Here is a 23058-nt window from a genome sequence, read left to right as displayed (position 1 = left end):
GGGATCCGCGCTCACAGCCCGCCGTCCATGCGACGATACATATAGGTCGTCGCGTGCCGCGCGGCCCCGTCGGGGTCCCAGGCGAAGTCAGGGATGATCCCGGCCACCTCGAAGCCGACGGAGGCGTAGAGCGGCTCGGCGGCGTCGCCGGTTCGCGTGACCAGCGTGACCAAGGTCTTGCCCAATGATCGCGCGCGAGCGAGGGCGCCGTTCATGAGCGCGCTCCGAGCCTGAGTCTCGCCGTTACACACGATATCTACCGTTTTGAGCCTAGCGCTAATTTTGGCGCAAATCCGGCTCGAACCTCTTCCGAGTCCAAAACCCAGCTTTTTCAACGACTCCCAATTTAAACGCTAATCGCACTTCCAGCGGCGTTCTTAATTTAATCGCTAAACCCGCTAGCGACCGGTCCGCTGAAAAAACCCCGCGCAAACAATGCCATCCTATTTAATTTCAGATCGCACTTAGCGACTCGCTGGGCGTTAAAACGCGAACTCCCGCCTCCTCGACTATCGCCGCCCCCCGAACCTCTGCCGCGCTAAGCGGGTTTGACCACCACGACGCAAGCGGGCGCCGATGGGCCGGTCCACGTCACCTTTCCCGCCTAAAAGAAGTGGGCCTCTGGTTGATAAGCGGCCTTGGCCACGACACGCGTTGCATCAGCCCTGTTGCTATAGCGGCCCAGTACGATGTTGTGCTTTCCATCGCCACGCGGATCGACCCTGGAGAGCTGCCAGACGCGATCAACGCCGCGGTCCAGGCGGTAGGCGCGACCATTGACCCGGCAATAGAGCCCGGCCAGATCCTCGACCGGCGTCCACTTACAATCAAAGCCAGAGAGGAAGCGTTGCTGTAGAGCGTCCGCTTCCTGCCGAGCCCTGTCGCGATAGGCTGCTTGCCGTCGTTCCTGCAGCCGACGGATTTCGTCTGCGACAAACTCCTGGAGCGCGCCGACGATCGCCGGCAGTTCGGTGCCAAGGCTTCGCTCCTGCTCGTACAGTGCGAGGCACGCCTCTCTCACATCTTCATCGGGAAACTCGCAAGGATGCTCCTCCTGGAACGCCCGAAGCCGTTGGGCGACATCCGTCGAGGTTAGAGCCACCCCCGGTATCTGGTTGAGAAATGTGGTCAGATCGTCGAGCGGAAGCCAGAGTCGAGTGGTCGCGCGCACCAAGTTCTCGCGTGCTGGGTTCCACTTGCGCCAGACCTCACCGCCTCGGTCTAGCGTCTCGACGATGGAACGCGCGAGCTTACTCAGGGCAAATGGGTCGCGGATATGACGCAGTGACGGACTGCGGACATGATCCGCCAGCATGTCCCGTACAGTGCGCACTCGATCTTCGTTCTGCATCAGCCATCCTTCGCCTGTTGGCCAAAGACGTGCGAACAGGCGCCAATCCCGGTTCGGACCGGATCAAAGGCGCGGTTTTCCCGAGCGGGACAATCGGGAGGCGTTACAGTGCGCGCCTTCCCGCGCGCCTATCGCTAAGTCCGGAGGTTACATGACTAAAGCTGAAACAGACGCGCTGGCGCGCATCGCCCTGAGCACCGATCCGGAGGCTCTTCGCAACATGGCCGCCAACGCCCGGGGGAAGTCTGAAGCGGTTGAACGCGCCGCGAACCGACGCCTTGCGTCAGTGTCGGCCAAGCATGAGCCGGGAACCGTGGAGCACGCCTGCTGGTCGATGGTGCATGCGATCGAGGAGCTGAGGCGCGTAAATGGTCGCAAGGTCAGCCGAATGAACCGCCTGCGTCCGAAGATCGAAAAGGACGGCGAGGTTGCCGCCTTAGCCTATTGCGTCCTCAATGAAACCGACGGGTTTGCCGAGGTCATGCAATACGGGACACCCGAACTTGCGGCAGAAGCCATCGCCTTGAGCCACCCGGCGCATTTCAGCGAGGCCGTGCTGGCGGCCGCGCGCGCCCGGCTTGAGCGAGAGGGCGTTTCCATCGACGCCAACGGGCGCATCGACGGCCGCGGCGAGACCCCAGTATCGTGACGACCAGCCAGGGGTAGGTGCGCCTTGGCGCGTCTAGGTCGGGCGGACGGATGGCTCCGCGTGTTCCGAGTAAACTGCCCATCAATCAAAGTCGCCGCGGTCGAACGGCAAAAACGTCGGCTCATCCAACCCAGAGCGAACGTCAGGCCCCGTTGGCCGAGCAAGCCAACGAAGAATTTGGCGGGACACGCGGGATTTGACCCAACGATCCCGACGGACAATTGGCCACCGGTGGACGATAACGGCCGATTTCAGGGGCTAATTGACCACCGGTGGCCACTTGCCGAAGCGCGGTGGAAACGAGTGTTCCCAAGCAAGCCCCGTCCGAGACGCGCCGGTTCGGTCGATGCTTCGCGGCGACTGCTTACCAACAATCGGTTGGGCGACGGATGGCGCGAACGAGGCTTGGACCTTCTATTGACGCGCGGCGCTCGCCCCCTGGCCTGAACGGCGGCGCGCGGCGGCATTCAGGCGGCGGCGCTCCCGCCGGGCCTCCTCCTTCAACTCCGAAATCGCATATTCGACGCTTCGAACGGTCGCCGCCCAGCTGGGCGACCGGATCTCCCTCATCCAAGCGAGAATCTCAGCGACAGAGGGCTCGTAAGGCTTGGCTTTGACCATGAAAACGCTCCTCGAGAATGGGTCGTCAAACCCATCCTTCTTCCGATCAGGCGTTTGGGCAACCGGATCGGACAAACCCGAAGGTGAAGATAGTCGGGAAGTGGAAAGCCGTGCGCGGCCCCTGGGGTTTTGGCGCTAGGCGCTTGGACATGCCGCCAGGCTCCCCGACCGCCGCCAGGGTAGGCTGCTGGCTGGGGCGTCGTCAAAGCCGCGCGCATCGTCGCCGCCTGCCTTGCATGCCGGCGGGGGCTCCGATGGGCCGGACCTTCGCCGAAAATGTCGCCTCATCCCAGGGAAAGCGGGGCCGTTGCGCGTCTAGGCCCGCGGACGACAGCGCTCCGCCAGTTCCCGTTGAGTAAATGCCCAAGAAAACCAGCCAACCCTCATCGCCCGAGAAAAAGTCCGGCGCCCGATCACCAACCCAAACCCCAGACCCTCAAAAACGCAAAGCCGGCTATGCGCCCCGGCCGATCGCCGCCTACCCCCAGCCGCTCTGGACTGAATGGGAGGATCCGGAGGGCTTCTCAGACGCGCTGGACCTGCACATGCGCCGCCATGGCGACACCGGCTACGGCCTGCGCCGCGCGGTGTGCGAGCGCGACGCCAAGATCGACGCGACGACCTTCACCGCCTGGCGACGCGGCGTGAAGGCCCCGCGAAGCGCCACCAGCTTTCGGATCCTCGCCGCCCTGGAGCGTCGCTACGGGCTGCCGCCCGGCTACTTCAGGGCCAAGCTGCCGCATCCCGGCCGGATAGTCGCCGACGAGCACAGCCTGCCGCTGCCGGAGTCCGAGCGGCGACGCATGGCCTGGCATCTGCCCGACGACTTCGCCCGCCTGCCCCTGACCAAGCGCGAGGAGATCATCGCCTGGGTGCGGGAGGTGATCATCTCCGGCTCGACAGACTACCGGCGCTTCCAGGCCGCGGCGATGCGCCAGCGGTTCGCCGTCCAGTTCGCCTGCGAGATCGGCCAGGCCCGCCCCGCGCCCCTCCTAATCCTCGACAACCTCCAAGAGCGACTGGCCAACGAGGGCGCGGCCGAATCGCCGCTGCCGCCCGGCCCGGTCAAGGCGCCGCCGGCGCTGGAAGCCGAGGCGGCGGACCTGCTGGACTTCAAGACCTCGACCCTGACCGCGCGAGGCCGCCGCCGCAGCGGCGTGTGGAACGCCGAGACCGCCGGCCAGAAGATGGAGCACCTGGGCCTGATGCTCGGCGCCCTGGCCGCCGCGCCGGAGGGCGAGATCCGCGGCCACGGCGTCCCCTTGCGCAGCCTGACCTTCGCGCTCCTGGCGTTCCCGACGGTCTGGGACTGGTATCTGCAATGGCGCGAGGGCCGACGGGGCTTCTTCACGCAGTGGGAAACGGAAATGCTGACCGTCGGCGCCGCGCTCAGCCGTCAGGAAACCGGCTGGCTGCGCCAGACGCCGCAACTGGCTCACCGCCTGCGTCCCATCCCGGGCCTCGTCACCCGCGAGGACGTGATCGCCGCCCACGAGAACTGGGACGCGGTCTGCGACGCGCAATACCGGCACGTCCTGGTGCGCGCCAAGGAGATCGCCCGAGTCAGCCGGGTCCATCGCGATCCGTTCGAGCCCATCCTGCCGATCCTGGAAGCCGACAGCCCGGTCGGTGAATATCGCAAGATCACCGAGGAAATACTGCGCCGCCGCCCCGACGGCCGTCGCTATCCGATCGCTGCGGCCGAGGCCACGCGCGCCTTCCTGATGCTGCGGCTGGGCCTGCACCTGGGCGTGCGGCAGAAGAACCTGCGCCAGCTGCTCTTCCGCCATCGCGGCGAGAGCCCGACCTCCGAGCGGCAACTGGAGTCGATGAAGCGCGGCGAACTGCGCTGGAACCTGAAGGACCAGGCCTGGGAGGTGCTGATCCCCGCCGTGGCGTTCAAGAACGCCGGCTCGTCCTATTTCCGCAAGAACCCGTTCAAGCTGGTCCTGCCCGACCTCGGCGGCCTCTACGACGAGATCGACGCCTATCTCGCCACCCACCGCGCCCGGCTCCTGCGCGCCCGGCCCGATCCCGGGACGTTCTTCATCAAGACGACGAAGACCAAGACCAAGGACGCCGCCTACGACCAGAACACCTTCTACGAGGCCTGGCGGCTCGCCATCCAGCGCTACGGAATCTACAATCCCTACACCGGCAACGGCGCCATCGTCGGCCTGCTGCCGCACGGGCCGCACAACATCCGCGACGTGCTGGCCACCCACGTGTTGAAGAAGACCGGCTCCTATGAGCAGGCCAGCTACGCGATCCAGGACACGCCCGATACGATCGCCGAGCACTACGGCCGTTTCCTGCCCCAGGACAAGGCGGCGCTTGCGGCACGGGTCCTAAATCAAGTTTGGAGTGGCTGACGAACCACCTAGACGAATTGAGCCCACTCGTGTCGCCCCGCCGGCCATTGCCGGACCCTAGCGATCGAGGGACCGCATCGCCAGCGCGCTCCGCTCCCCCGCTCTACCTCGTCCCGCCCAGCGATCATCGATGCGAGAGTGGCAGAGCTAGCGCGAGACGATAGTGTGATCGCTCCAGTTAATAGCGATGGGTTCGCCTAGGACACCTATGCAGCAATCCGAACGCGATCACGCCCGTCAGATGGCGGCCTTCGATCAGAATTCTCAAAACTTTCGATCGCTCAATCAGCTGATGTGGCAGATCCCGTTAATTTCGATGTCGTTGACGGGCGGGCTTTGGTTCGGCGTGTCGAAAGCCGAGACTTCTCCGTTCCTACAGATCGGCCTTCTTGGTCTGGCCTGCGCTGGCAATCTGATGCTGATGATCGTGATCCACCGGATCCGGTACATCATGGAGCGCTACCTGCTGTGGTTTAGGACCTTCAATGCGTCCGGCTTTGTCGTAGCCGACGGCCACAGTTACTGGACCAAGTCGCAGATCGTTCGAAGGTCCTTCCAAATCATGTTCCTCCTAGCCGCCATGACCAGTGTTGGCCTGATGGTTCCGACGGCGCGCGAGGCCAAGTGGTTTCAGACCGCGGCCGATCGAACCACTGCGTTCTACGATCGCAGCGCGGAGGATCTTGCTGATCGATACGAAACGATCGATTTCGCCAAGGCCCATCCGGAACTGGCGACGCTGCTGGCCTCAGGTCCCAAGCGCGCCATCCTCGACGTTGGCGCCGGCACGGGCCGCGACGCTGCCGCCATGGCGGCGCTGGGCCATTCAGTGACCGCGGCTGAACCCTCCGACCGAATGCGCGGTGTGGCGCAAGCCATGCACCCTGGAGCCGCGATCGAGTGGATGGACACCAGCCTGCCAAAGCTCGACGCCGCGAGGATGGCGGATCGCAAGTTCGACTTGATCTTGGTCAGCGCCGTTTGGATGCACATCCATCCCAGCCAACGTCGCGCGGCGTTGGAGCGCCTGTCTCAGCTTCTCGCGCCAGGCGGTCGCGTCTACCTCACGCTACGCCTTGGCGCTCCCGATAAGGATCGGGTGATCTATGGCGTGACTGCCGACGAGCTGGCGAGTTTGGCGCCGCAGACGGGCCTGGCCTATCGCGCGCTCGGAGAAGCGCCTGACCTGTTGGGCCGACCGGAGGTGCGGTGGAAGTACGTCGTGTTGAGCTCGGCCGCGCCTACGACAGCGTCTTCCCCCTTGGTTCACTGACCTAGAAAGTCTGGCCTGAGGCGCGCGTCATAAGCCCCTCGCCAAGTCGGGCAGCGATCGGCTCCTCGCGTCGCGCGCAATAGGGTGCGCAGCTGGTTGGACAGCTTGAGGCATCAAACGACCAAGGCCGAAAGCGACGCCCTCGCACACATTGCCGCGACCAGCGATCAGCAAGGTCTGCGCAACATGCCTGAAAGCGATCACGTGGCCATCCCCCGCCTAACCGGCGACGCTTGCGCCGGAGCGCACGAAAATGAGGCCAGAGAGCTGCGGCATCTCAATGATGCTGCATCCATTTTGGCTGAATCTAGGCCCGTTTGGTGTTGTTCCCAGGCTTTGTTCCTAGCAGTACCGTGCGAGGCAAGCCTCCTTCACATCTTCATCGGGGAAGTCACACGAGGCACCTCTCAAGTCCACTCCATGTCCCTTTCGAACAGAAGCTCACCTGGCGTGAACCAAAGCACCTCATGCCTGTGTAGGTTACCCAGGTAGCTTCCCGCCTTGGTCGCCTCGCCATCACCATGAACGGTTAGTGGCACGATCCCATCCCGGTCGACCAGCTGCCGCATCACCAACAGCTGGATAAGCAACAGGAGTAGTCGAACGACGGCGTAGAACCGCCGGGCCGGGATGTAGCTTTCCGTGGTCGGCGTAACGTCGCGGCCATGGACGATGTAGTTGCGAAACAGTCGGCATAGCTCAGCCGCGGCGGCCGCGCCCTTCAACTTGTATTTGGCTTTGATCGCGGCGACGTCCGGCGCTAACTCGCGAATATGGCCGCAGATGTTGTGCGCAACGCCGTGCGACATCGCGAACCCCGTCACCAACAGATCCAGTTCCGGCTCCGCGGCGAAGAGGCGGCGTGCTCGCACCGGCGTCTTGTCCTTAGGAAACGCCGAACCTGCCGAGATCTCAATCGCCGCCTCGTAGGCGTTCCAGACGAAATTGAAGACAATCATCGCCGCCGTGTATTTCGCCGAATATTCGCTCTGCCGGTCGTCAAAATCGGCCACGGATTCGCAGAACATGAACGCGTCGCTGTCGTCCACATAAGCAGGATTGGTGAACACGTCATCGATGCTTGCGGCCATCTGAAGCGCGTCGATGACCCCAGGCCACGCGAAATCGCCTCGGTCATAGCCCTGAAATTGCTCCGCATAGCCGCAGGCATTGATAGCGCGATAGAGCGCGGCCATGTGCTCTCGCAGCGGCAAGAGTTCCTTGGTCCAACACTCGGGTTTTCCGCAGTTGCAACGGACATAACGATCCGCCTGGTCGATCGCGGTGTACTTGAGCTTTGGCGTGCCATCTTCAGAGTGGGTTAGCCGACCAGTTCCTCGGAGAAGTATCGCCTCCTCCCAGCTGATGTGGCTGCCCCCCATCAGAGAGTGGTCGCGCGATCGGGCAAGCAGGCGAACGTCACTCTTTGCGCCCAACCATCTATGGATCGGTCGCAGCAAGCGGGACCAAAGCGATGTCGGTACCTGTGCCATATGCCCCAATACCATGAGCCTGACCGGAGCGGAACATACCAGAAACATGCTCGCACGAAGCACTAGAACTCGATTAGGTCTCTATGCGCCCAGCCGCGGGCGTCGCGATGCCGGCCCAAGGCATCGTTGGCGCTGGGCCCCTCAACGAATTCCCAGTAGCCGCTCGGCTTCTCCCGTCCCCAACCAAGCGCAACCTTAGCCGCCAAGGTAGCGCTCCACAGTCAGAAGGTGGTGTGGGGCTCAGATCCACCACGCACGGGCGACCTATGCCGCCAGCGAGCATCGCCATAGTGGAGATTTCGGAGGTAATCGTTCGCGGGCTCCTCGCCCAGTTCATCTCGGTTTATCGAAAGTGGGACCGGCAATCCCGGATCCTTCACGTGCCGCAAAATAAGATATTGGATTAAGAGCAGGATCACGCGTGTCACGGCGTAAAATCGATAACACGGCCAAACGTCATCAGGCGGAAGCGGGTCGCCACCGTGAACGATGTGGTTCCTGAAGATGCGGACGAGCTCGGCGGCGGCCGCCGCACCGGTGAGACCATACTTGCCCTCAATCGTGGAAAGCTCGTTCTTCAGAAAACCGAACTGAGAGCAAATGTGCTTGGCGACGCGATAGCTCATATCCAGAGCGACAATCATGGACGCTTGGTCGGCTTCGGACTGAAGTAGACGACGCGCGCGGACGGCGACTTTGTCTTTGGGAAAAAGGTTTTCAGCGGAGATCTCGATGGCGGCCTCGTAGGCCGTCCACGCGAAATTGAACATGATCAGCGCCGCAGCATACTTTGAGGCTGCCTCACGCTCTTCTTCCTCTCGGTCCCAGGCATCTCCACACCAAAATCCGGACTCGTCATCGCTAACGTAGGATGGGTCCGCGAAGAGATCATCGAGGCTCGCGGCCATCTGCAGACTGTAGATCACACCCGGCCAAGGATCGTCGCTACGCTCATACAACGCAAAGCGCTCGGCATAACCAAGCGCGCAGATCGCCCTGAATAGCGCGGCCATATGGCTGCGGAGCGGCAGGAGATCGCGGGTCCAACAATCGGGCCGAGAGCATTTGCAAACGACGTAAGATTCAGCGGGGTCTGTTGCTCGATAGCGGCGGTCGCCCCGCACCAATCCCGCACTCTTCTTCTCGGGCAAGTCGGCAAAGGGCAAAGCGGCTCCTCCTCCATCAAGCGTCTGCTTGCGAAGACAGCGTCGACGAACGTACCTGCCACGCTGCACCAGCTAACACTGCTATCACCACTCGTGTTGGTTTTCACTCATAGACCGCGCCGGCAATGGATGGCGGCGCGAGGGCGCCCTCCATAGTATGGCAGGTTTGGTCTCTAGTTGGCGCACGGTCAGTCGCGCTCTCGCGCCTTGTCGAGGGATCGATACGGCTCGAACCAATTGAGCGCAATCACCAGGTGTCGCGCCGCCATTTTCCCCGGATATCTAGTGCGACCCGCGGACCGCGCTACGCTCTTCACTCCGTGAGTGCCCGCCCGTCCCACGTCAAACGCAGGGTGACTTGCGCCAAAGCCTGTCTTTGCACACCAGGCTACGCCGCCGCCTGAACAGCTGTTGCGCCCAGCGGGTTCGCGCCCCTCTTGCAGGGATCTCCTTCGCTTGACGGGAAGTCCTGCATGTCGGCAACGCGCATCGTCTGGGGTCCGGTGCTGGCGGTCTCGGCCATCGTCGTGGCCACCACCTGGGGCGCCACCCAATGGACCGCCCAGGCCCTCGCCTACCAGCCTGAACTCGGCCCGCCCTGGCTCGTCGTCGGCGGCCTACGCCTCTATCCGCCGCCAGCCTTCTTCTGGTGGTGGTTCGCCTACGACGCCTATGCCCCGGCCGTCTTCCTGCGCGGCGCGGCCATCGCCGCCTCTGGCGGGATCCTGTCGGTGGCGGTGGCGATCGCCATGGCGGTCTGGCGGGCCCGCGACACCGGCCAGGCCCACACGTTCGGCTCGGCACGCTGGGCGAGCGACCAGGAGATCCGCGACGCGAATCTTTTGGGCGAGGACGGCGTGGTGCTGGGCCAGATCGGCCAGGCCTATGTGCGCCACGCCGGCCCCGAGCACGTCCTGTGCTTTGCGCCTACCCGCTCGGGCAAGGGCGTGGGCCTGGTCGTCCCGACCTTGCTGACCTGGCCGGCCTCGACGATCGTCCACGACATCAAGGGCGAGAACTGGACCCTGACGGCCGGCTTCCGCGCCAAGTTTGGCAAGGTGCTACTGTTCGACCCGACCAACGCCGGCTCGTCGTCCTATAATCCCCTGCTGGAGGTGCGGCGCGGCGAGAGCGAAGTCCGCGACGTGCAGAACGTGGCCGACATCCTGGTCGACCCGGAAGGATCGCTCGACAAGCGCAGCCATTGGGAAAAAACCAGCCACGCCCTGCTGGTCGGCGCGATCCTCCACGTCCTCTACGCCGAGGTCGACAAGACGTTGGCCGGGGTGGCGACCTTCCTGTCGGACCCAGCGCGGACCATCGACCAGACCCTGAAGGCCATGATGACCACCCCGCATCTGGGGCCCGGCGCGCCCCACCCAGTGGTGGCCAGCGCGGCGCGCGAGCTGCTCAACAAGAGCGACAACGAACGGTCCGGCGTGCTCAGCACGGCCATGACCTTCCTGGGTCTTTACCGCGATCCGGTCGTCGCCCAGGTCACCAGTCGCTGCGACTGGCGCATCAGCGACCTCGTCGATGGCGGCCCATGCTCGCTCTACCTGGTCGTGCCGCCATCGGACGTCAGCCGCACCAAGCCGCTGGTCCGGCTGATGCTCAACCAGATCGTCCGCCGACTGACGGAGTCGCTGGACCACGGCGGCGATCGCCAGAAGCTGCTGCTGATGCTCGACGAGCTGCCAGTCCTGGGACGGCTCGATTTCCTGGAGAGCACCCTGGCGTTCATGGCCGGCTACGGCGTGAAGGCGTTCCTGATCACCCAGTCGTTGAATCAGGTGGAACGGGCCTATGGGCCCAACAACGCGATCCTGGACAACTGTCACGTCCGCGTCTGTTTCGCCACCAACGACGAGCGCACCGCCAAGCGGGTGTCCGAAGCGCTCGGCACGGCGACCGAAGAACGGGCGATGCGCAACTATGCGGGCCATCGCCTGTCGCCGTGGCTGGGCCACCTGATGGTCTCCAAGGCGGAGTCGCCGCGCCCACTGCTGACCCCGGGCGAGGTCATGCAGCTGCCGCCGGACGAAGAGGTGGTGATGCTGGCCGGGACGCCGCCGATCCGCGCCCGTAAAGCGCGGTACTTCAAGGATCCGCGCCTGGCCGCTCGCGTGCTCGCGCCGCCGCCGCCCTGGCGGGCGCCCTCCGTTGCCGCCGACGACTGGACCAGCCGGGCACCGATCCCTGCGCCCGAAACCGATCTCCCCCTCGCCGCCACCGGGCCATGGCCCTCCGATGGAGAGGGCCCCAACCCCCGCGCCCTCGATCTAGTGCCCGACCTTGCCGCCCCGGCGGCCGCAGCCAGCGAGTTCGAGTTCGACGACGCGGACATCGAGGCCGACGCTGACACCATCGGCGCGGCCAGGCTCGAGAGGCGGCTGGCCGGCGTCGCGCGCCAGGCTTCGCTCGATCCAGACGACGGGCTGGAGCTCTGACCATGCGCGCCAAGCACACCTTCCGCCTGCCGCCGTCGCTCGGCGCGCGCCTGGCCGAATACGCCCTGCGCAAGCGGATTTCCCAGGCCGTGGTGGTGGAGACGGCGCTGGAGGTCTTCCTGTCGCCAGACAACAGCGAGCACCTGGAAGCCGCCCTCAGCCGACGCCTCGATCGCCTGTCGCGCCAGGCCGACCGTATCGAGAACCTGGTCCTCATCGCGGTCGAGGCGTTGGGTCTCTTCGTCCGCTTCTGGCTGGCCAACACACTGGCCTTGCCGGAGGCGGCGCTGGCGGCACAGCAGGCCAAGGGACGCGAGCGCTACGAGCACTTCCTGGCGGCCCTCGGACGGCGGCTGGCGAAGGGAAAAACCCTGTCGGACGACATCGTCGCCACCGCCACGCCCACGCCGGACGAGCCCGAGCCAAGCTGAGCCCAGGCGCCCGTCTACGCCATCGCCTGTCTTTGCACGCCAGGTCCCTCCGAGCGTCAACACCTTGTTGCGGCTGATGATTTTCCGCCTCCTTTAGTGAGCCCCGACGGCCAGCTCCGCTGGTCGACCTCGAGGCTTTCCCCGTGTCGCTCCAGGCCCTCCGCAGCGAATCCGACCAGCGCAGCGCCCGCATGCTGCGCACCGCGCTGGGCGCGCGGATCGCCGATTGGCTGGCCACCGACGACGTCGCCGAGATCATGCTCAATCCCGACGGTCGGCTCTGGCTCGACCGCCTGGGCTCGGGTCTGGAGGACACTGGCGAGCGGCTGTCGTTCGCCGACGGCGAACGGATCGTGCGGCTGGTGGCCCACCACGTCGGGGCCGAGGTCCATGCCGGCGCGCCCCGCGTCTCGGCCGAGCTGCCCGAAGGCGGCGAACGCTTCGAGGGCCTGCTGCCGCCGGTCGTCGTCGCCCCGGCCTTCTCGATCCGCAAGCCGGCCGGCCGGATCATCCGGCTGGAGGCCTATGTCGAGGCCGGCGTGATGGCGCCGGACCAGGCGCAGGCCCTGCGGGCCGCCGTCGCCGGCCGGCGCAACATCCTGCTGGCGGGCGGCACCTCGAGCGGCAAGACCACCCTGGCCAACACCTTGCTGGCCGAGCTCACCGACGGGCGCGAACGCATCGCCCTGATCGAGGACACCGTCGAACTGCGGTGCGCGGTCGCCAACCAGGTGGCGATGCGCAGCAAGGACGGGGTCGCCAGCCTCACCCAGTTGCTTCGCGCCACCCTGCGTCTGCGGCCCGACCGGATCATCATCGGCGAGGTGCGCGGGCCCGAGGCGCTGGACCTGGTCAAGGCCTGGGGCACCGGCCACCCCGGCGGCATCGCCACCCTGCATGCCGGTTCGGCCTCCGGCGCCCTGCACCGGCTCGAGCAGCTGATCCAGGAAACGGTCATCACCGTTCCGCGCGCCCTGATCGCCGAGACGGTCGACGTGATCGCGGTGCTCGGCGGACGCGGCGGCGAACGCCGGCTGGTCGAGCTGGTCCGCGTCGAGGGTCTGGCCGACGGCGCCTACGCCCTCTCCCCCCTCCTCCCCCCGAAGACCGGAGCCTCCCGATGTCTCGCCTGAATGCGGCCGCGCGCCGCAAGCGCCGCCTGCTGGCCGGCAGCATGCTGGATTGCCTAGGCGTCGCCGCGATTACCGCCAGCGGCTTTCTCTACGCTCTTCCGGCCCAGGCGGCCGGATCGTCCATGCCCTGGGAGGCGCCGCTCCAATCGATCCTGGAATCGATCGAAGGACCGGTCGCCAAGATCATCGCGGTCATCGTCATCATCGTCACGGGCCTGTCTCTAGCGTTCGGCGACACGTCCGGCGGCTTTCGCCGGCTGATCCAGATCGTGTTCGGCCTGTCGATCGCGTTTGCCGCCTCCAGCTTCTTCCTCAGCTTCTTCTCGTTCGGCGGCGGGGCGCTGGTCGCATGACCCCGGCCCAATTGCCGCCGGGCTATTTCGCGGTCGTCCACCGCGCGCTCGTCGAGCCGATCCTGCTGGGCGGCGCGCCGCGCACCCTGGCGATCGCCAACGGCACGGTGGCCGCGGCGCTGGGCCTGGGCCTTCGCCTCTGGATCGTCGGCCTGGTGTTCTGGGCGCTCGGCCATGCCGGCGCGGTCTGGGCCGCGCGCAAGGACGCGCAGTTCGTCGAGGTCGCGCGCCGGCACCTGCGCTATCCGCCCCATCTGCGGGTCTGAGCGATGATGTCGCTGCGCGCCTACGGCGACCCCACGCCGCTCCTGGCCGACTTCCTGCCCTGGGCCGCCCTGGTCGCGCCAGGCGTCGTCCTGAACAAGGACGGCAGCCTGCAGCGGACCGCGCGGTTTCGCGGCCCCGACCTCGACAGCGCCACCCCCGCCGAACTCGTGGCGACAACGGCGCGGCTCAACAACGCGCTGCGGCGGCTGGGCTCGGGCTGGGCGCTGTTTGTCGAGGCCCGGCGCGATCCGGCCGTGGGCTATCCGGCGAGCGACTTTCCCGATCCTGCCTCCGCGCTCGTCGACCTGGAGCGCCGCGAGCAGTTCGCCGAGGCCGGGGTCCATTTCGAGAGCCGCTACTACCTGACCTTCGTCTGGCGCCCGCCGGCCGAGGAAGCGGCCCGGTTCGAAGGGCTGATGATCGAGGGGCGGGCCCGCAGCGGCGTGGACGCCTGGGAACAGACCAAGGGTTTCGTCCAGCGGACCGACCGAGTGCTCCAGCTCGTCGAGACGTTCATGCCCCAGGCGGCTTGGCTCGACGACGAGCAGACCCTTTCGTTCCTCCACGGCGCGGTGTCGTCGACACGCCAGGCCGTGCGCGTCCCCGAGACCCCGATCCATCTCGACGTGCTGCTGGCCACGCAGGGCCTGGCCGGCGGGCTCGAACCGCGCCTGGGCGACCAGCACATCCGGGTCCTGACGGTCATCGGCTTTCCCACCGCGACCTTCCCCGGGATCCTCGACGACCTCAATCGCCTGGCCTTCCCATACCGCTGGTCCACCCGCGCGCTGATGCTCGACAAGATCGACGCGGTGAAGCTGCTGTCGCGTATCCGCCGCCAGTGGTTTGCCAAGCGCAAGTCGGTCGCCGCCATCCTCAAGGAGGTGATGACCAACGAGGCCTCGGCGCTGTTGGACTCCGACGCCGCCAACAAGGCCGCCGACGCCGACGCGGCGCTGCAGGACCTCGGCGCCGACGACGTCGCCCAGGCCTTCGTCACCACGACGGTCGTGGTCTGGGATCAAGATCCGGCCGCCGCGACCGAAAAGCTGCGAATGGTCGAGAAGGCCATTCAGGGCCGCGACTTCACCGTGATCCCCGAAACGGTCAACGCGGTCGAAGCTTGGTTCGGCAGCCTGCCCGGGCAGGTGTACGCCAACGTCCGCCAACCGCCGATCTCGACGATCAACCTGGCCCACATGATGCCGTTGTCTGCGGTGTGGGCCGGCCCCGAACGCGACGAGCACCTGGCCGGCCCGCCCCTGTTCCACGCCCGGACCGACGGGGTCACGCCCTACCGGTTCTGCCTGCATGTCGGCGACGTCGGCCATTGCCTGGTCGTGGGCCAGACCGGCGGCGGCAAGTCCGTGCTCCTGGCGATGATGGCGCTGTCCTTCCGGCGCTACGCGGACGCCCAGATCTTCCCGTTCGACTTCGGCGGCTCGATGCGCGCGGCGGTGCTCGCCATGGGCGGCGACTGGCACGACCTGGGCGGCGCCGGCTCGCCGGCCCTGCAGCCCCTGGCCGGGATCGACGACCCGACCGAGCGTGCCTGGGCGGCCGGCTGGCTGATCGCCCTCCTGGAGCGCGAAGGCGTGACCCCGACGCCGGCGCTGCGCGACCATCTGTGGTCGGCGCTGGGCGCCCTGGCCACCGCGCCGGTCCAGGAGCGCACGCTCAGCGGCCTGGCCGCCCTCCTGCAGTCCAATGTCCTGAAGGCGGCGCTTCGCCCGTATTGCGTCGGCGGCGCGGCCGGTCGCCTGCTCGACGCCGAGCACGAGACGCTCGGCGATGAAACGGTGCAGGCCTTCGAGACCGAGGGGCTGATGGGCTCTGCGGGCGCCCCGGCGGTGCTGGAATATCTCTTTCACCGGATCGAGGGCCGCCTGGATGGGCGTCCGACCCTGGTCATCATCGACGAGGGCTGGCTGGCGCTCGACGACGCAGCCTTCGCCGCCCAGCTGCGCGAGTGGCTGAAGACCCTGCGCAAAAAGAACGCCAGCGTGGTGTTCGCCACGCAGTCCCTTGCCGACATCGTGGGCAGCACGATCGCGCCGGCCATCATCGAAAGCTGCCCGACCCGGATCTTCCTGCCGAACGCCCGGGCGCTGGAGCCTCAGATCGCCGCGATCTACGCCGGCTTCGGCCTCAACGCGCGGCAGGTGGAGATCCTCGCCCGGGCCACGCCCAAGCGCGACTACTACTGCCAGTCACCGATCGGCGACCGCTTGTTCGACCTGGGGCTGGGCGAGGTCGCCCTGGCCTTCGCCGCCGCCTCGTCCAAGCAGGACCAAGCCGCCATCACCCGCGTGCTCGACGCCGCCGGGCCGGAAGGCTTCGCCGACGCCTGGCTGCGCCACCGCGGCCTCGACTGGGCCGCCGACCTTCTCGCCAGCCTCCCCTCGGAGTCTTCCCGATGATCCCTCGCCTGCACCGGCGCGCCCTTCTGGGCGCAGCGTTCGTCCTCTCGCCCCTGGCCGCCGCCGATCCGGCGCGGGCCCAGTTCACGGTCTTCGATCCCACCAACTACGCCCAGAACCTGCTGACCGCGACGCGGGCCCTGCAGCAGATCAACAACCAGATCACCGCGCTGCAGAACCAGGCCCAGTCGCTGGTCAACGAGGCGCGCAACCTCGCGACCCTGCCCTATTCGGCGCTCGAAGGCCTGCAGGCGCAACTCCAGCAGACGCGGGCCCTGGTCGACCAGGCCAAGGGCTTGGCCCTGCGGGTCACCGACATCGAGGCGGCCTTCCAGGCGGCCTATCGCCCGGCCGACCTGACCGCCTCCGACCTGGGGCTGGTGACGGACGCCCGCACCCGCTGGGCCAACAGCGTCGCGGCGTTCCAGGACGCCCTGAAGATCCAGGCCGGGGTGGTGGGCAACCTCGACGGCGCCCGGACCCAGATGAGCCAGCTCGTCTCGGCCAGCCAGTCGGCGAACGGCGCCCTGCAGGCCGCCCAGGCCGGCAACCAGCTCCTGGCGTTGCAGTCCCAGCAGCTCTCCGATCTCGTGACCCTGCTTGCGGCCTCGGGGCGCGCGCAGACACTGGAAGCGGCCCAGCGCGCCGCCGCCCAGGACCAGGCGCGCGAACAGCTGCGGCGCTTCCTGACGCCGGGCGCGGGCTATCAGCCCGGCTCGGCCAAGATGTTCAACCAACCGTGAGCGGGAACCTCGCTTTGCGTCTGGCGGCCGTGGGCCTGGCCGCGCTGGCGATCCTGCTCGCCGCCTTCCAGGCCCGGCGCCATCCGGCCCCGCCGCTCGCCGCGCCACCCGCGCCGCCGGCCCAGGTCGATCCGACCCGGGCCGAGCTCGCCCGCTGCCAGGCGCTCGGCGCGGCCGGCGCCCAGGACGCCGGCTGCCTGAAGGCCTGGGCCGAACAGCGGGCGCGGTTCCTGGGCGTGCGCGCGCCTGCCGGGGAGCGCCGCTGATGGAAGGGCCCGGCGTCGTCGACCGTTTCCTGGGCGTCTTCACGTCCTACATCGACTCGGGCTTTGGCCTGCTCGGCGGCGAGGTCGCCTTCATCGCTACCACGCTGATCGTGATCGACGTCACCCTGGCGGCGCTGTTCTGGAGCCTAGGCGAAGGCGAGGACGTCGTCGCCCGCCTGATCCGCAAGACGCTGTTCGTGGGGGCCTTCGCCTACCTGATCGGCAACTGGAACACCCTGGCCCGGATCATCTTCGAGAGCTTCGCGGGCCTAGGCCTGAAGGCGTCGGGAACCGGCTTCACCGTCGCCGATCTCCTGCGGCCGGGGCGGATCGGCCAGGCCGGCATCGACGCCGGCCGACCGCTTCTGGAGAGCATTTCGGGCCTGATGGGCTACGTCGCCTTCTTCGAGAACTTCATCCAGATCGCGGTGCTGCTGATCGCCTGGCTCATCGTGGTGCTGAGTTTCTTCGTCCTGGCGGTGCAGCTCTTCGTCACCCTGATCGAGTTCAAGCTGACGACGCTCTGCGGCTTCGTGCTGATGCCGTGGGGCCTGTTCGGCAAGACCGCGTTCCTGGCCGAGCGGGTGCTGGGCGCCGTCGTGGCCTCGGGCATCAAGGTCATGGTCCTGGCCGTGGTGATCGGGATCGGCTCGACGCTGTTCGAACAGTTCACCGCCGGGTTCGCCGGCGCCCAGCCGACGATCGAGGAAGCCCTCGCCGTCGTGCTGGCGGCCGTCTGCCTGCTGGGCCTGGGTTTCTTCGCGCCGGGCATCGCCAACGGCCTGGTGTCGGGCGGACCGCAACTGAGCGCCGGCGCCGCAGTCGGCGCCACCGCGGCCGCTGGCGGCGCCCTGATGGCCGGCGGGGCCCTCGCGGGCATGGCCGCCGGTGGCGCGGCTGGTCTCGTCGCCGGCGCCGCACGTGGGGCCGCGACTCTGGCCGGCGGCGCGGTCGGCGGCGCGCAGAGCGGCGGCGCGGCCGGTGTCACCAAGGCCGCGGCCGGCGCCGCCGCCAGCCCGCTGCGCAAGGCCGCAAGCGACCTGCGCTCGCGGTTCGAGGCGGCGCGTCAGCAGTATGCCGGCGGCAGCGCCGGGCAAGCAGCTCCTCCGCCGGCAGCCGACGGTCACCCCCCGGCCTGGGCCCAGCGCATGAAGCAAGGCCAGGCGGTCAGCCACGGCGCCTCGGCGGCGGCCCACGCCGCGTCGTCGGGCCAGGGCGGCGGGGGCGCGTCGGTGGATCTTTCGGAAGGACGGGATTGATGTTCAGACGCCCCGAGGTTCGCTACGGCCATACGCCCGAACCTGACACGCCTTATCGCCGTGCGCGGCAGCAGTGGGATGACCGCGTCGGACAGGTCGCGGTGACGGGACGAAGGATGTGGCTGCTGGCCCTGTTCCAGTCGACCGCCATCGCGGCCTTGACGGGCGGCCTCGTCTGGCAGGGAGCGCGCGGCCAGATCACGCCCTGGGTGGTGGAGGTCGACAAGCTCGGCGAGGTTCGGGTGGTGGGCCCCGCCGACGCGGCGTTTCGTCCGACCGACGCCATGATCGCCGCCCGGCTGCAGCGGTTCATCGAGGAGGTGCGGTCGGTGTCGTCCGATCCAATCGTGGTGCGCCAGAACTGGCTGCGGGCCTACGACTTTACCAATGCCGAGGGCGCTCGGGCGCTGGACGCCTACGCCCAGGCTAACGACCCGTTCGGCCTGGTCGGCAAGATCCAGGTTTCGGTCGAGGTCTCCAGCGTCATCCGCGCCACGCCCGACAGCTTCCGTGTCGCCTGGGTCGAGCGTCGCTACCAGGACGGCGCCCTGGTCGCCACCGAGCGCTGGGCCAGCATCCTGACCCTGGCCGCCCAACGCGCCCGCGGTCCCGAGCAACTGCGGAAGAACCCGCTCGGCGTCTACGTCAAAGCGATCGACTGGTCCAAGGAGATGGTCCCATGAGCCGCCGCCCGTTCACCCACCACGCCCTGACCGCGGCAATCCTCGTCCAAGGCTTCGGCGGGCCGGCCCTGGCCGGTCCCAAGCCTCGCGACCCCGTCGCGCCGGTCTTGGCGGCCAACGCCGCCGCGAGGGTCCAACCCACGCTCGACACCTTCCAGGGCGCCGTGCAGCGGTTCGCGTGGAGCGAAGGCGGGCTCTACCAAGTCTACGCCGCCCCGGGTCGAGTGACGGACCTGGTCCTGCAGGCGGGCGAGCAACTGGCCGGGCCCGGCCCGATCGCGGCCGGCGACACCACCCGCTGGATCCTCGGCGACACCGAAAGCGGCGCGGGTGAGCATCGGCGCGTGCATATCCTGGTCAAGCCGACGGACTCGAACCTGGCCACCAACCTGGTGATCAATACCGACCGGCGAACCTACTATGTCGAACTGCGCTCGAGCGCGGCCACCTACATGGCCTCGGTGGCCTGGACCTATCCGCAGGATGCCCTGATCGCGCTGAGCAAGCCGGCGAAGCCGCTCGCGCCGAGCCCGCCCGCCGCGCCGCCGGGCCTCGACATCGCCGCCTTGAACTTCGGCTACAGGCTCAGTGGGGACCGGCCCCGCTGGCGACCGACGCAGGTGTTCGACGACGGACGCCAGGTGGTGATCGTCTTTCCGCCCGGCGTGGCCGCTGGCGACTTGCCGCCACTCTTCGTGCTCGACGCGGCCGGCCGCACCGAACTGGTCAACTATCGGCTGGTCGATGGGCGGATGGTCGCCGATCGCCTCTTCGACCGCGCCGAGCTGCGTCTGGGCGACAAGCGTTCGGAGCGCCGCGTGCGGATCACCCGGATCGCGGACGCCCGGCCATGAGCGGGGCGCCGCCCGACAATCCGGCCAAGGAGGCGGTGCGTCTCCGAGCCGCCCCGCCGCGCGTGGCGCGCCTGTCGCGAGCAATGGTGCTGACGCTCTGCACGGTCGCCGCCGCCGCCGGCGGCGGGGCGCTGATGCTGGCGCTCCACGCGCCGTCCGTGCGCGCGCCGGAACCCGCGCCGGAAGACCCCGAGACACGCCCGCCGCCGGCGGCCATGGCCGACGCGCCCAAGACCTACGGCGAGGTGCCGAAGCTCGGACCACCGCTTCCCGGGGACCTCGGCCGGCCGATCGTTTCGGCCCGGGATCGCGGCGTATCGGTTCCTCCGCCGGCCATGGGTCCCACGCCGCCGCCCGATCCGGCCGAGGCCCAGGCGCGTCAAGCGCGCCGCCAGATGCTGGACGCGGCGCGGACGAGCAGCCTGTTCACCGGTGCGGCGCGCACGGCCGCGCCGTCGCAGGCCTCGCTCGCCCAGGCCGTCGCCGTCACGCCGGCGTCCGACGCCCCGACCGCCGCGGCCGAGCCCGGGGAGCAAGCCGCCAAGCGCGCCTTCATCGAGCGGCCGCGCGCCACGCCGGCGACCAGCGCCTTTCGCGTCACCCCGCCGGCCGGCAAGCTGCTGCTGCAGGCCCACACCGTCATCACCGCCGCCCTGGTCACGGCGGTCAGCTCCGATCTCCCCGGCCCGGTCTCGGCCCAGGTGACGCGCAACATCTACGACAGCCTCACCGGGCGCGTGGTCCTGATCCCGCAGGGCTCCAAGCTGCTCGGCACCTACGATGCTCGGGTGACGTTCGGCCAACGACGCGTGCTGCTGGCCTGGGACCGCATCGTCTTCCCGGACGGTCGGTCGCTCGACCTCGACCGGCTCGTCGGCGCGGACGCCGCAGGCCGTTCGGGCCTGACGGACGGCGTCGACGCCCACTGGGGCGCCGTGGGCAAGGCCGCCCTGCTCTCGAGCCTGCTCGGCGTCGGCGTCGAACTCGGGTCGGACGACGACGGCGACATCGCCCGGGCCCTGCGCCGGGGCGTCCAGGAGACGGTAAGCCAGACGGGGCAGCAAGTGGTGCGCCGCCAGCTCGACGTGCAGCCGACGCTCACCCTGCGGGCGGGCCTGCCCGTCACGATCCTGGTCACCCGCGACGTGGTGTTCGACGCCGCGCCCTGAATACCAGCTAGGCGGCCGATCCCGGATCAAGCAAGGCCAGAAGCCGCCGAAGGGCGCGCTTCTCGCGCCGGCGCCCGATGACCACGTTACAGGTCGACATCTCGCGCCAGAGGGGGCGATAGACGATCCCTTCGCAAGTCATCGCGCTACTTTCGGACATCACGGCCAGCCCCTGTCCCAGCACTACCAGACGTAGGACGGTCGCCGCGCAGCTGGCCTGTGTGACCAGATCCAGTTCGCATCCCCCGCGTCGCGCACGCTCGATCCGAGACCGTGCGGCGCCTAGGTCCTGGCCCGACACCATCAGGCGCAAGCCGACCAAGTCCCGCCAGCGCAGGCTTGATCGCCGCGCCAGGGGATGATCGACGGGCAAGGCTACCAGCAGGCGCTCCCGCCATGCGGGTCGGCCATCGAGCTTGGCGGGTTCGCAGGGCAGGAAGCCGACGTCGAGCCGGCCTTGGGCCAGTTCGGCCAAGTGATCTTCCGCCGAGCCTTCCACCAGATCCAGCAACAGGCCGGGATCGCGCGCCAGCAGCCGTCGCAGCAGGACCGCAAGGCGTCCCGGCCCGACCGCGCCGACGACGCCGATCCGCAGCACGTGCTCTTGGCGCCCGGTCTCGTCGGCCATGCGTTCAACGGCCTGGTCAAGCGCGGCGACCGCGCCCTGGGCGCGGGTCACGAAGTCATGGCCCGCCTGGGTCAGGCTCACGCCCGACGGGCCTCTTTCGAAGATGGGCGTTCCGAGGCGGTCCTCAAGTTCGCGGATCCGGCGTGAGACGGCCGACTGCTGGACACCCAGCCGCCGCGCCGCCCGTCGAAACCCGCCCTGTTCGGCCGCCGCCAGAACGTAACGCAGCTGATGCAGGCCCAGGCCAGCCTGGGCCACCGCGCCGCCGGCGGACGGGCGGAAATCTGCGATCTGGGAGGCGATCGGGGTCAAGGGGAAACGCGACTGGCGCGGCCGTGACGGGGCCGCCCCCTACGCAAGCGCGGCGAAGCACGCCCGGCTACTCTATAGAACGAATATACGCGCAATATCTGTGCTGGACGGCCTTTGCGGCCTAGACTCTTTTCCTGGCTGGCGAACTGGCCTTTCCTTCGAGCCTCACGGCGGCCGCGGCCGTGACGGCGATTCGCGTGATCTGGCGGCTGGACCGATGATGAAGACCTCGCTCGACCACCTGCCCGCCGGCAAACGCAAGGAACTGGCGTTCGTGGTCCAGGTCCTGCGCGAGGGGTTCGCCGAGGCGACTAGCCGGCGCACCATGCCCCGGTTCCGCAACGCCAAGCTCCTGAAGATCATCCTGTTCGGCAGCTATGCGCGCGGCGACTGGGTCGAGGATCCCAAGGGCCGATATTTCTCCGACTACGACATCCTTGTGGTCGTGAACCACGAGGACCTGACCGACCTGGAGGAGTTCTGGGCCAAGCCCGACGCGCGCTTCCTGGAAGAGCTGGCCTCCGGAGAGACGCTTCGCACCCAGCCGAGCTTCGTGGTCCACAGCCTCGACGACGTGAACGAGCAGCTTCGCCTCGGCCGCTACTTTTTTACGGACATCCTGAGAGACGGGATCACGCTTTTCGAGGAAGACGGCTTTGAGTTTTCCCAGCCGCAGACGCTTTCTCCGCGCGATGCCTATGCCCAGACAAAGGCCTATTCAGACGAATGGCTTAGGAGTGGTGGCAGCTTCTGTCGGTTGGCCAAGTTTGCTCGATCGGACGGGAGCCCGAAGGAAGCAGCGTTCCTGCTCCATCAAGCGGCCGAGAAGTTCTACCACGGCCTGATCCTGACTCTGACGCTCTACAGCTCGAAGACGCACCGATTGAACCTGCTACGTGACCGGGCCGAGGAACTGGACAGCCGCCTGATCGGCATCTGGCCAAGGACCAGCAAGTTCGAGCGCCAGGGCTTTGATCTGATCCGCCGCGCCTACGTAGAAGCCCGCTATTCAGATCACTACGAGATCTCAGAGGAGCATCTGGGCTGGCTCGAGACCCGGGTCGGCGAGCTGCAAATGGCGGTAGAGGCGGTAGCGCTCGAGCGCGTCGAGACACTCCGAAAGGCAGCGGCTTAGTCCCCCTCGGAAGGCCGCGCGACATCGACG

General features: G+C 67.6%; 22 protein-coding genes. 16 read left to right on the top strand and 6 right to left on the bottom strand.

What is annotated here, in order from left to right; all coding sequences use genetic code 11:
- Positions 1 to 11: 11 nt before the first annotated feature.
- Positions 12 to 215, bottom strand: coding sequence for a hypothetical protein (locus tag BR39_RS0111710; RefSeq protein WP_197026679.1), 204 nt, complete (start codon positions 213 to 215; stop codon positions 12 to 14).
- A 389-nt stretch (positions 216 to 604) separates the two neighbouring features.
- Positions 605 to 1351, bottom strand: a complete 747-nt coding sequence (locus BR39_RS26145) for a hypothetical protein (protein WP_081916696.1) — start codon at positions 1349 to 1351, stop codon at positions 605 to 607.
- A gap of 151 nt (positions 1352 to 1502) precedes the next feature.
- Between BR39_RS26145 and BR39_RS26475 the strand changes: the two genes are divergently transcribed.
- Complete coding sequence (locus BR39_RS26475; protein ID WP_156035718.1) at positions 1503 to 2000, top strand: hypothetical protein; 498 nt, start codon at positions 1503 to 1505, stop codon at positions 1998 to 2000.
- A gap of 414 nt (positions 2001 to 2414) precedes the next feature.
- Here the strand turns inward: BR39_RS26475 and BR39_RS26470 are convergent, their stop codons facing one another.
- Entirely contained in the window at positions 2415 to 2621 is a 207-nt protein-coding gene (locus BR39_RS26470) for a hypothetical protein (RefSeq protein WP_156035716.1), read from the bottom strand.
- A 545-nt stretch (positions 2622 to 3166) separates the two neighbouring features.
- On the opposite strand from BR39_RS26470, the gene BR39_RS27005 reads away from it, so the two are divergent.
- Together BR39_RS27005 and BR39_RS25755 are read left to right on the top strand one after the other, a co-directional pair.
- Positions 3167 to 4993 carry a hypothetical protein gene (locus BR39_RS27005; protein WP_231499441.1) on the top strand — a complete coding sequence of 609 codons (1827 nt, stop codon included), beginning with the start codon at positions 3167 to 3169 and terminating at the stop codon, positions 4991 to 4993.
- A 208-nt stretch (positions 4994 to 5201) separates the two neighbouring features.
- A complete protein-coding gene (locus tag BR39_RS25755) occupies positions 5202 to 6266 on the top strand; it encodes a bifunctional 2-polyprenyl-6-hydroxyphenol methylase/3-demethylubiquinol 3-O-methyltransferase UbiG (RefSeq protein WP_197026678.1) in 1065 nt (354 codons plus the stop codon).
- A gap of 407 nt (positions 6267 to 6673) precedes the next feature.
- Here BR39_RS25755 and BR39_RS0111685 read toward each other — a convergent pair whose 3' ends face one another.
- Positions 6674 to 7462 carry a hypothetical protein gene (locus BR39_RS0111685; RefSeq protein ID WP_029911662.1) on the bottom strand — a complete coding sequence of 263 codons (789 nt, stop codon included), beginning with the start codon at positions 7460 to 7462 and terminating at the stop codon, positions 6674 to 6676.
- Between the two features lie 518 nt (positions 7463 to 7980).
- Positions 7981 to 8925, bottom strand: coding sequence for a hypothetical protein (locus tag BR39_RS0111680; RefSeq protein ID WP_156035714.1), 945 nt, complete (start codon positions 8923 to 8925; stop codon positions 7981 to 7983).
- A gap of 473 nt (positions 8926 to 9398) precedes the next feature.
- Between BR39_RS0111680 and BR39_RS0111675 the strand changes: the two genes are divergently transcribed.
- The 12 genes from BR39_RS0111675 (at position 9399) to BR39_RS0111620 (ending at position 20953) form a co-directional block, all read left to right on the top strand.
- Complete coding sequence (locus BR39_RS0111675) at positions 9399 to 11375, top strand: conjugal transfer protein TraG (RefSeq protein WP_029911658.1); 1977 nt, start codon at positions 9399 to 9401, stop codon at positions 11373 to 11375.
- 2 nt (positions 11376 to 11377) lie between these two features.
- Positions 11378 to 11806, top strand: coding sequence for a hypothetical protein (locus tag BR39_RS0111670; protein WP_029911654.1), 429 nt, complete (start codon positions 11378 to 11380; stop codon positions 11804 to 11806).
- Positions 11807 to 11997: 191 nt separating this feature from the next.
- The gene (gene trbB, locus BR39_RS0111665; RefSeq protein WP_156035761.1) at positions 11998 to 12939 is read left to right on the top strand and encodes a P-type conjugative transfer ATPase TrbB; all 942 of its coding nucleotides are present in this window, start codon (positions 11998 to 12000) and stop codon (positions 12937 to 12939) included.
- 41 nt (positions 12940 to 12980) lie between these two features.
- Entirely contained in the window at positions 12981 to 13292 is a 312-nt protein-coding gene (locus tag BR39_RS0111660) for a TrbC/VirB2 family protein (RefSeq protein ID WP_051695602.1), read from the top strand.
- The gene (locus tag BR39_RS0111655) at positions 13289 to 13558 is read left to right on the top strand and encodes a VirB3 family type IV secretion system protein (RefSeq protein ID WP_029911644.1); all 270 of its coding nucleotides are present in this window, start codon (positions 13289 to 13291) and stop codon (positions 13556 to 13558) included. Before BR39_RS0111660 ends, BR39_RS0111655 begins: the two co-directional genes overlap by 4 nt.
- 3 nt (positions 13559 to 13561) lie before the next feature.
- Entirely contained in the window at positions 13562 to 15979 is a 2418-nt protein-coding gene (gene trbE / locus BR39_RS0111650; RefSeq protein ID WP_029911641.1) for a conjugal transfer protein TrbE, read from the top strand.
- Complete coding sequence (trbJ, locus tag BR39_RS0111645) at positions 15976 to 16722, top strand: P-type conjugative transfer protein TrbJ (RefSeq protein WP_029911638.1); 747 nt, start codon at positions 15976 to 15978, stop codon at positions 16720 to 16722. The genes trbE and trbJ overlap by 4 nt, the downstream gene beginning before the upstream one ends.
- Before the next feature lie 14 nt (positions 16723 to 16736).
- Complete coding sequence (trbK-alt, locus tag BR39_RS0111640) at positions 16737 to 16988, top strand: putative entry exclusion protein TrbK-alt (RefSeq protein WP_051695469.1); 252 nt, start codon at positions 16737 to 16739, stop codon at positions 16986 to 16988.
- Positions 16988 to 18247 carry a P-type conjugative transfer protein TrbL gene (gene trbL, locus BR39_RS0111635; protein ID WP_029911632.1) on the top strand — a complete coding sequence of 420 codons (1260 nt, stop codon included), beginning with the start codon at positions 16988 to 16990 and terminating at the stop codon, positions 18245 to 18247. The genes trbK-alt and trbL overlap by 1 nt, the downstream gene beginning before the upstream one ends.
- On the top strand, positions 18247 to 18930 hold the full coding sequence (gene trbF, locus BR39_RS0111630) for a conjugal transfer protein TrbF (RefSeq protein ID WP_029911629.1): 684 nt from the start codon (positions 18247 to 18249) through the stop codon (positions 18928 to 18930). The genes trbL and trbF overlap by 1 nt, the downstream gene beginning before the upstream one ends.
- Entirely contained in the window at positions 18927 to 19784 is an 858-nt protein-coding gene (gene trbG / locus BR39_RS0111625; RefSeq protein ID WP_051695467.1) for a P-type conjugative transfer protein TrbG, read from the top strand. The genes trbF and trbG overlap by 4 nt, the downstream gene beginning before the upstream one ends.
- The gene (locus BR39_RS0111620; RefSeq protein WP_035018302.1) at positions 19781 to 20953 is read left to right on the top strand and encodes a TrbI/VirB10 family protein; all 1173 of its coding nucleotides are present in this window, start codon (positions 19781 to 19783) and stop codon (positions 20951 to 20953) included. The genes trbG and BR39_RS0111620 overlap by 4 nt, the downstream gene beginning before the upstream one ends.
- 7 nt (positions 20954 to 20960) lie before the next feature.
- On the opposite strand, the gene BR39_RS26140 is transcribed toward BR39_RS0111620, so the two are convergent.
- Complete coding sequence (locus BR39_RS26140) at positions 20961 to 21893, bottom strand: LysR family transcriptional regulator (RefSeq protein ID WP_081916692.1); 933 nt, start codon at positions 21891 to 21893, stop codon at positions 20961 to 20963.
- Between the two features lie 217 nt (positions 21894 to 22110).
- Between BR39_RS26140 and BR39_RS0111605 the strand changes: the two genes are divergently transcribed.
- Entirely contained in the window at positions 22111 to 23028 is a 918-nt protein-coding gene (locus tag BR39_RS0111605) for a HEPN domain-containing protein (protein WP_231499440.1), read from the top strand.
- The last annotated feature ends 30 nt before the right edge of the window (positions 23029 to 23058 follow it).

The sequence above is a fragment of the Caulobacter sp. UNC358MFTsu5.1 genome, assembly GCF_000712075.1.
Classification (GTDB): Bacteria; Pseudomonadota; Alphaproteobacteria; order Caulobacterales; family Caulobacteraceae; genus Caulobacter.
The sequence above is the reverse complement of the archived record's forward strand: the minus strand, read 5'-3'. Positions and strand labels throughout refer to the sequence as shown.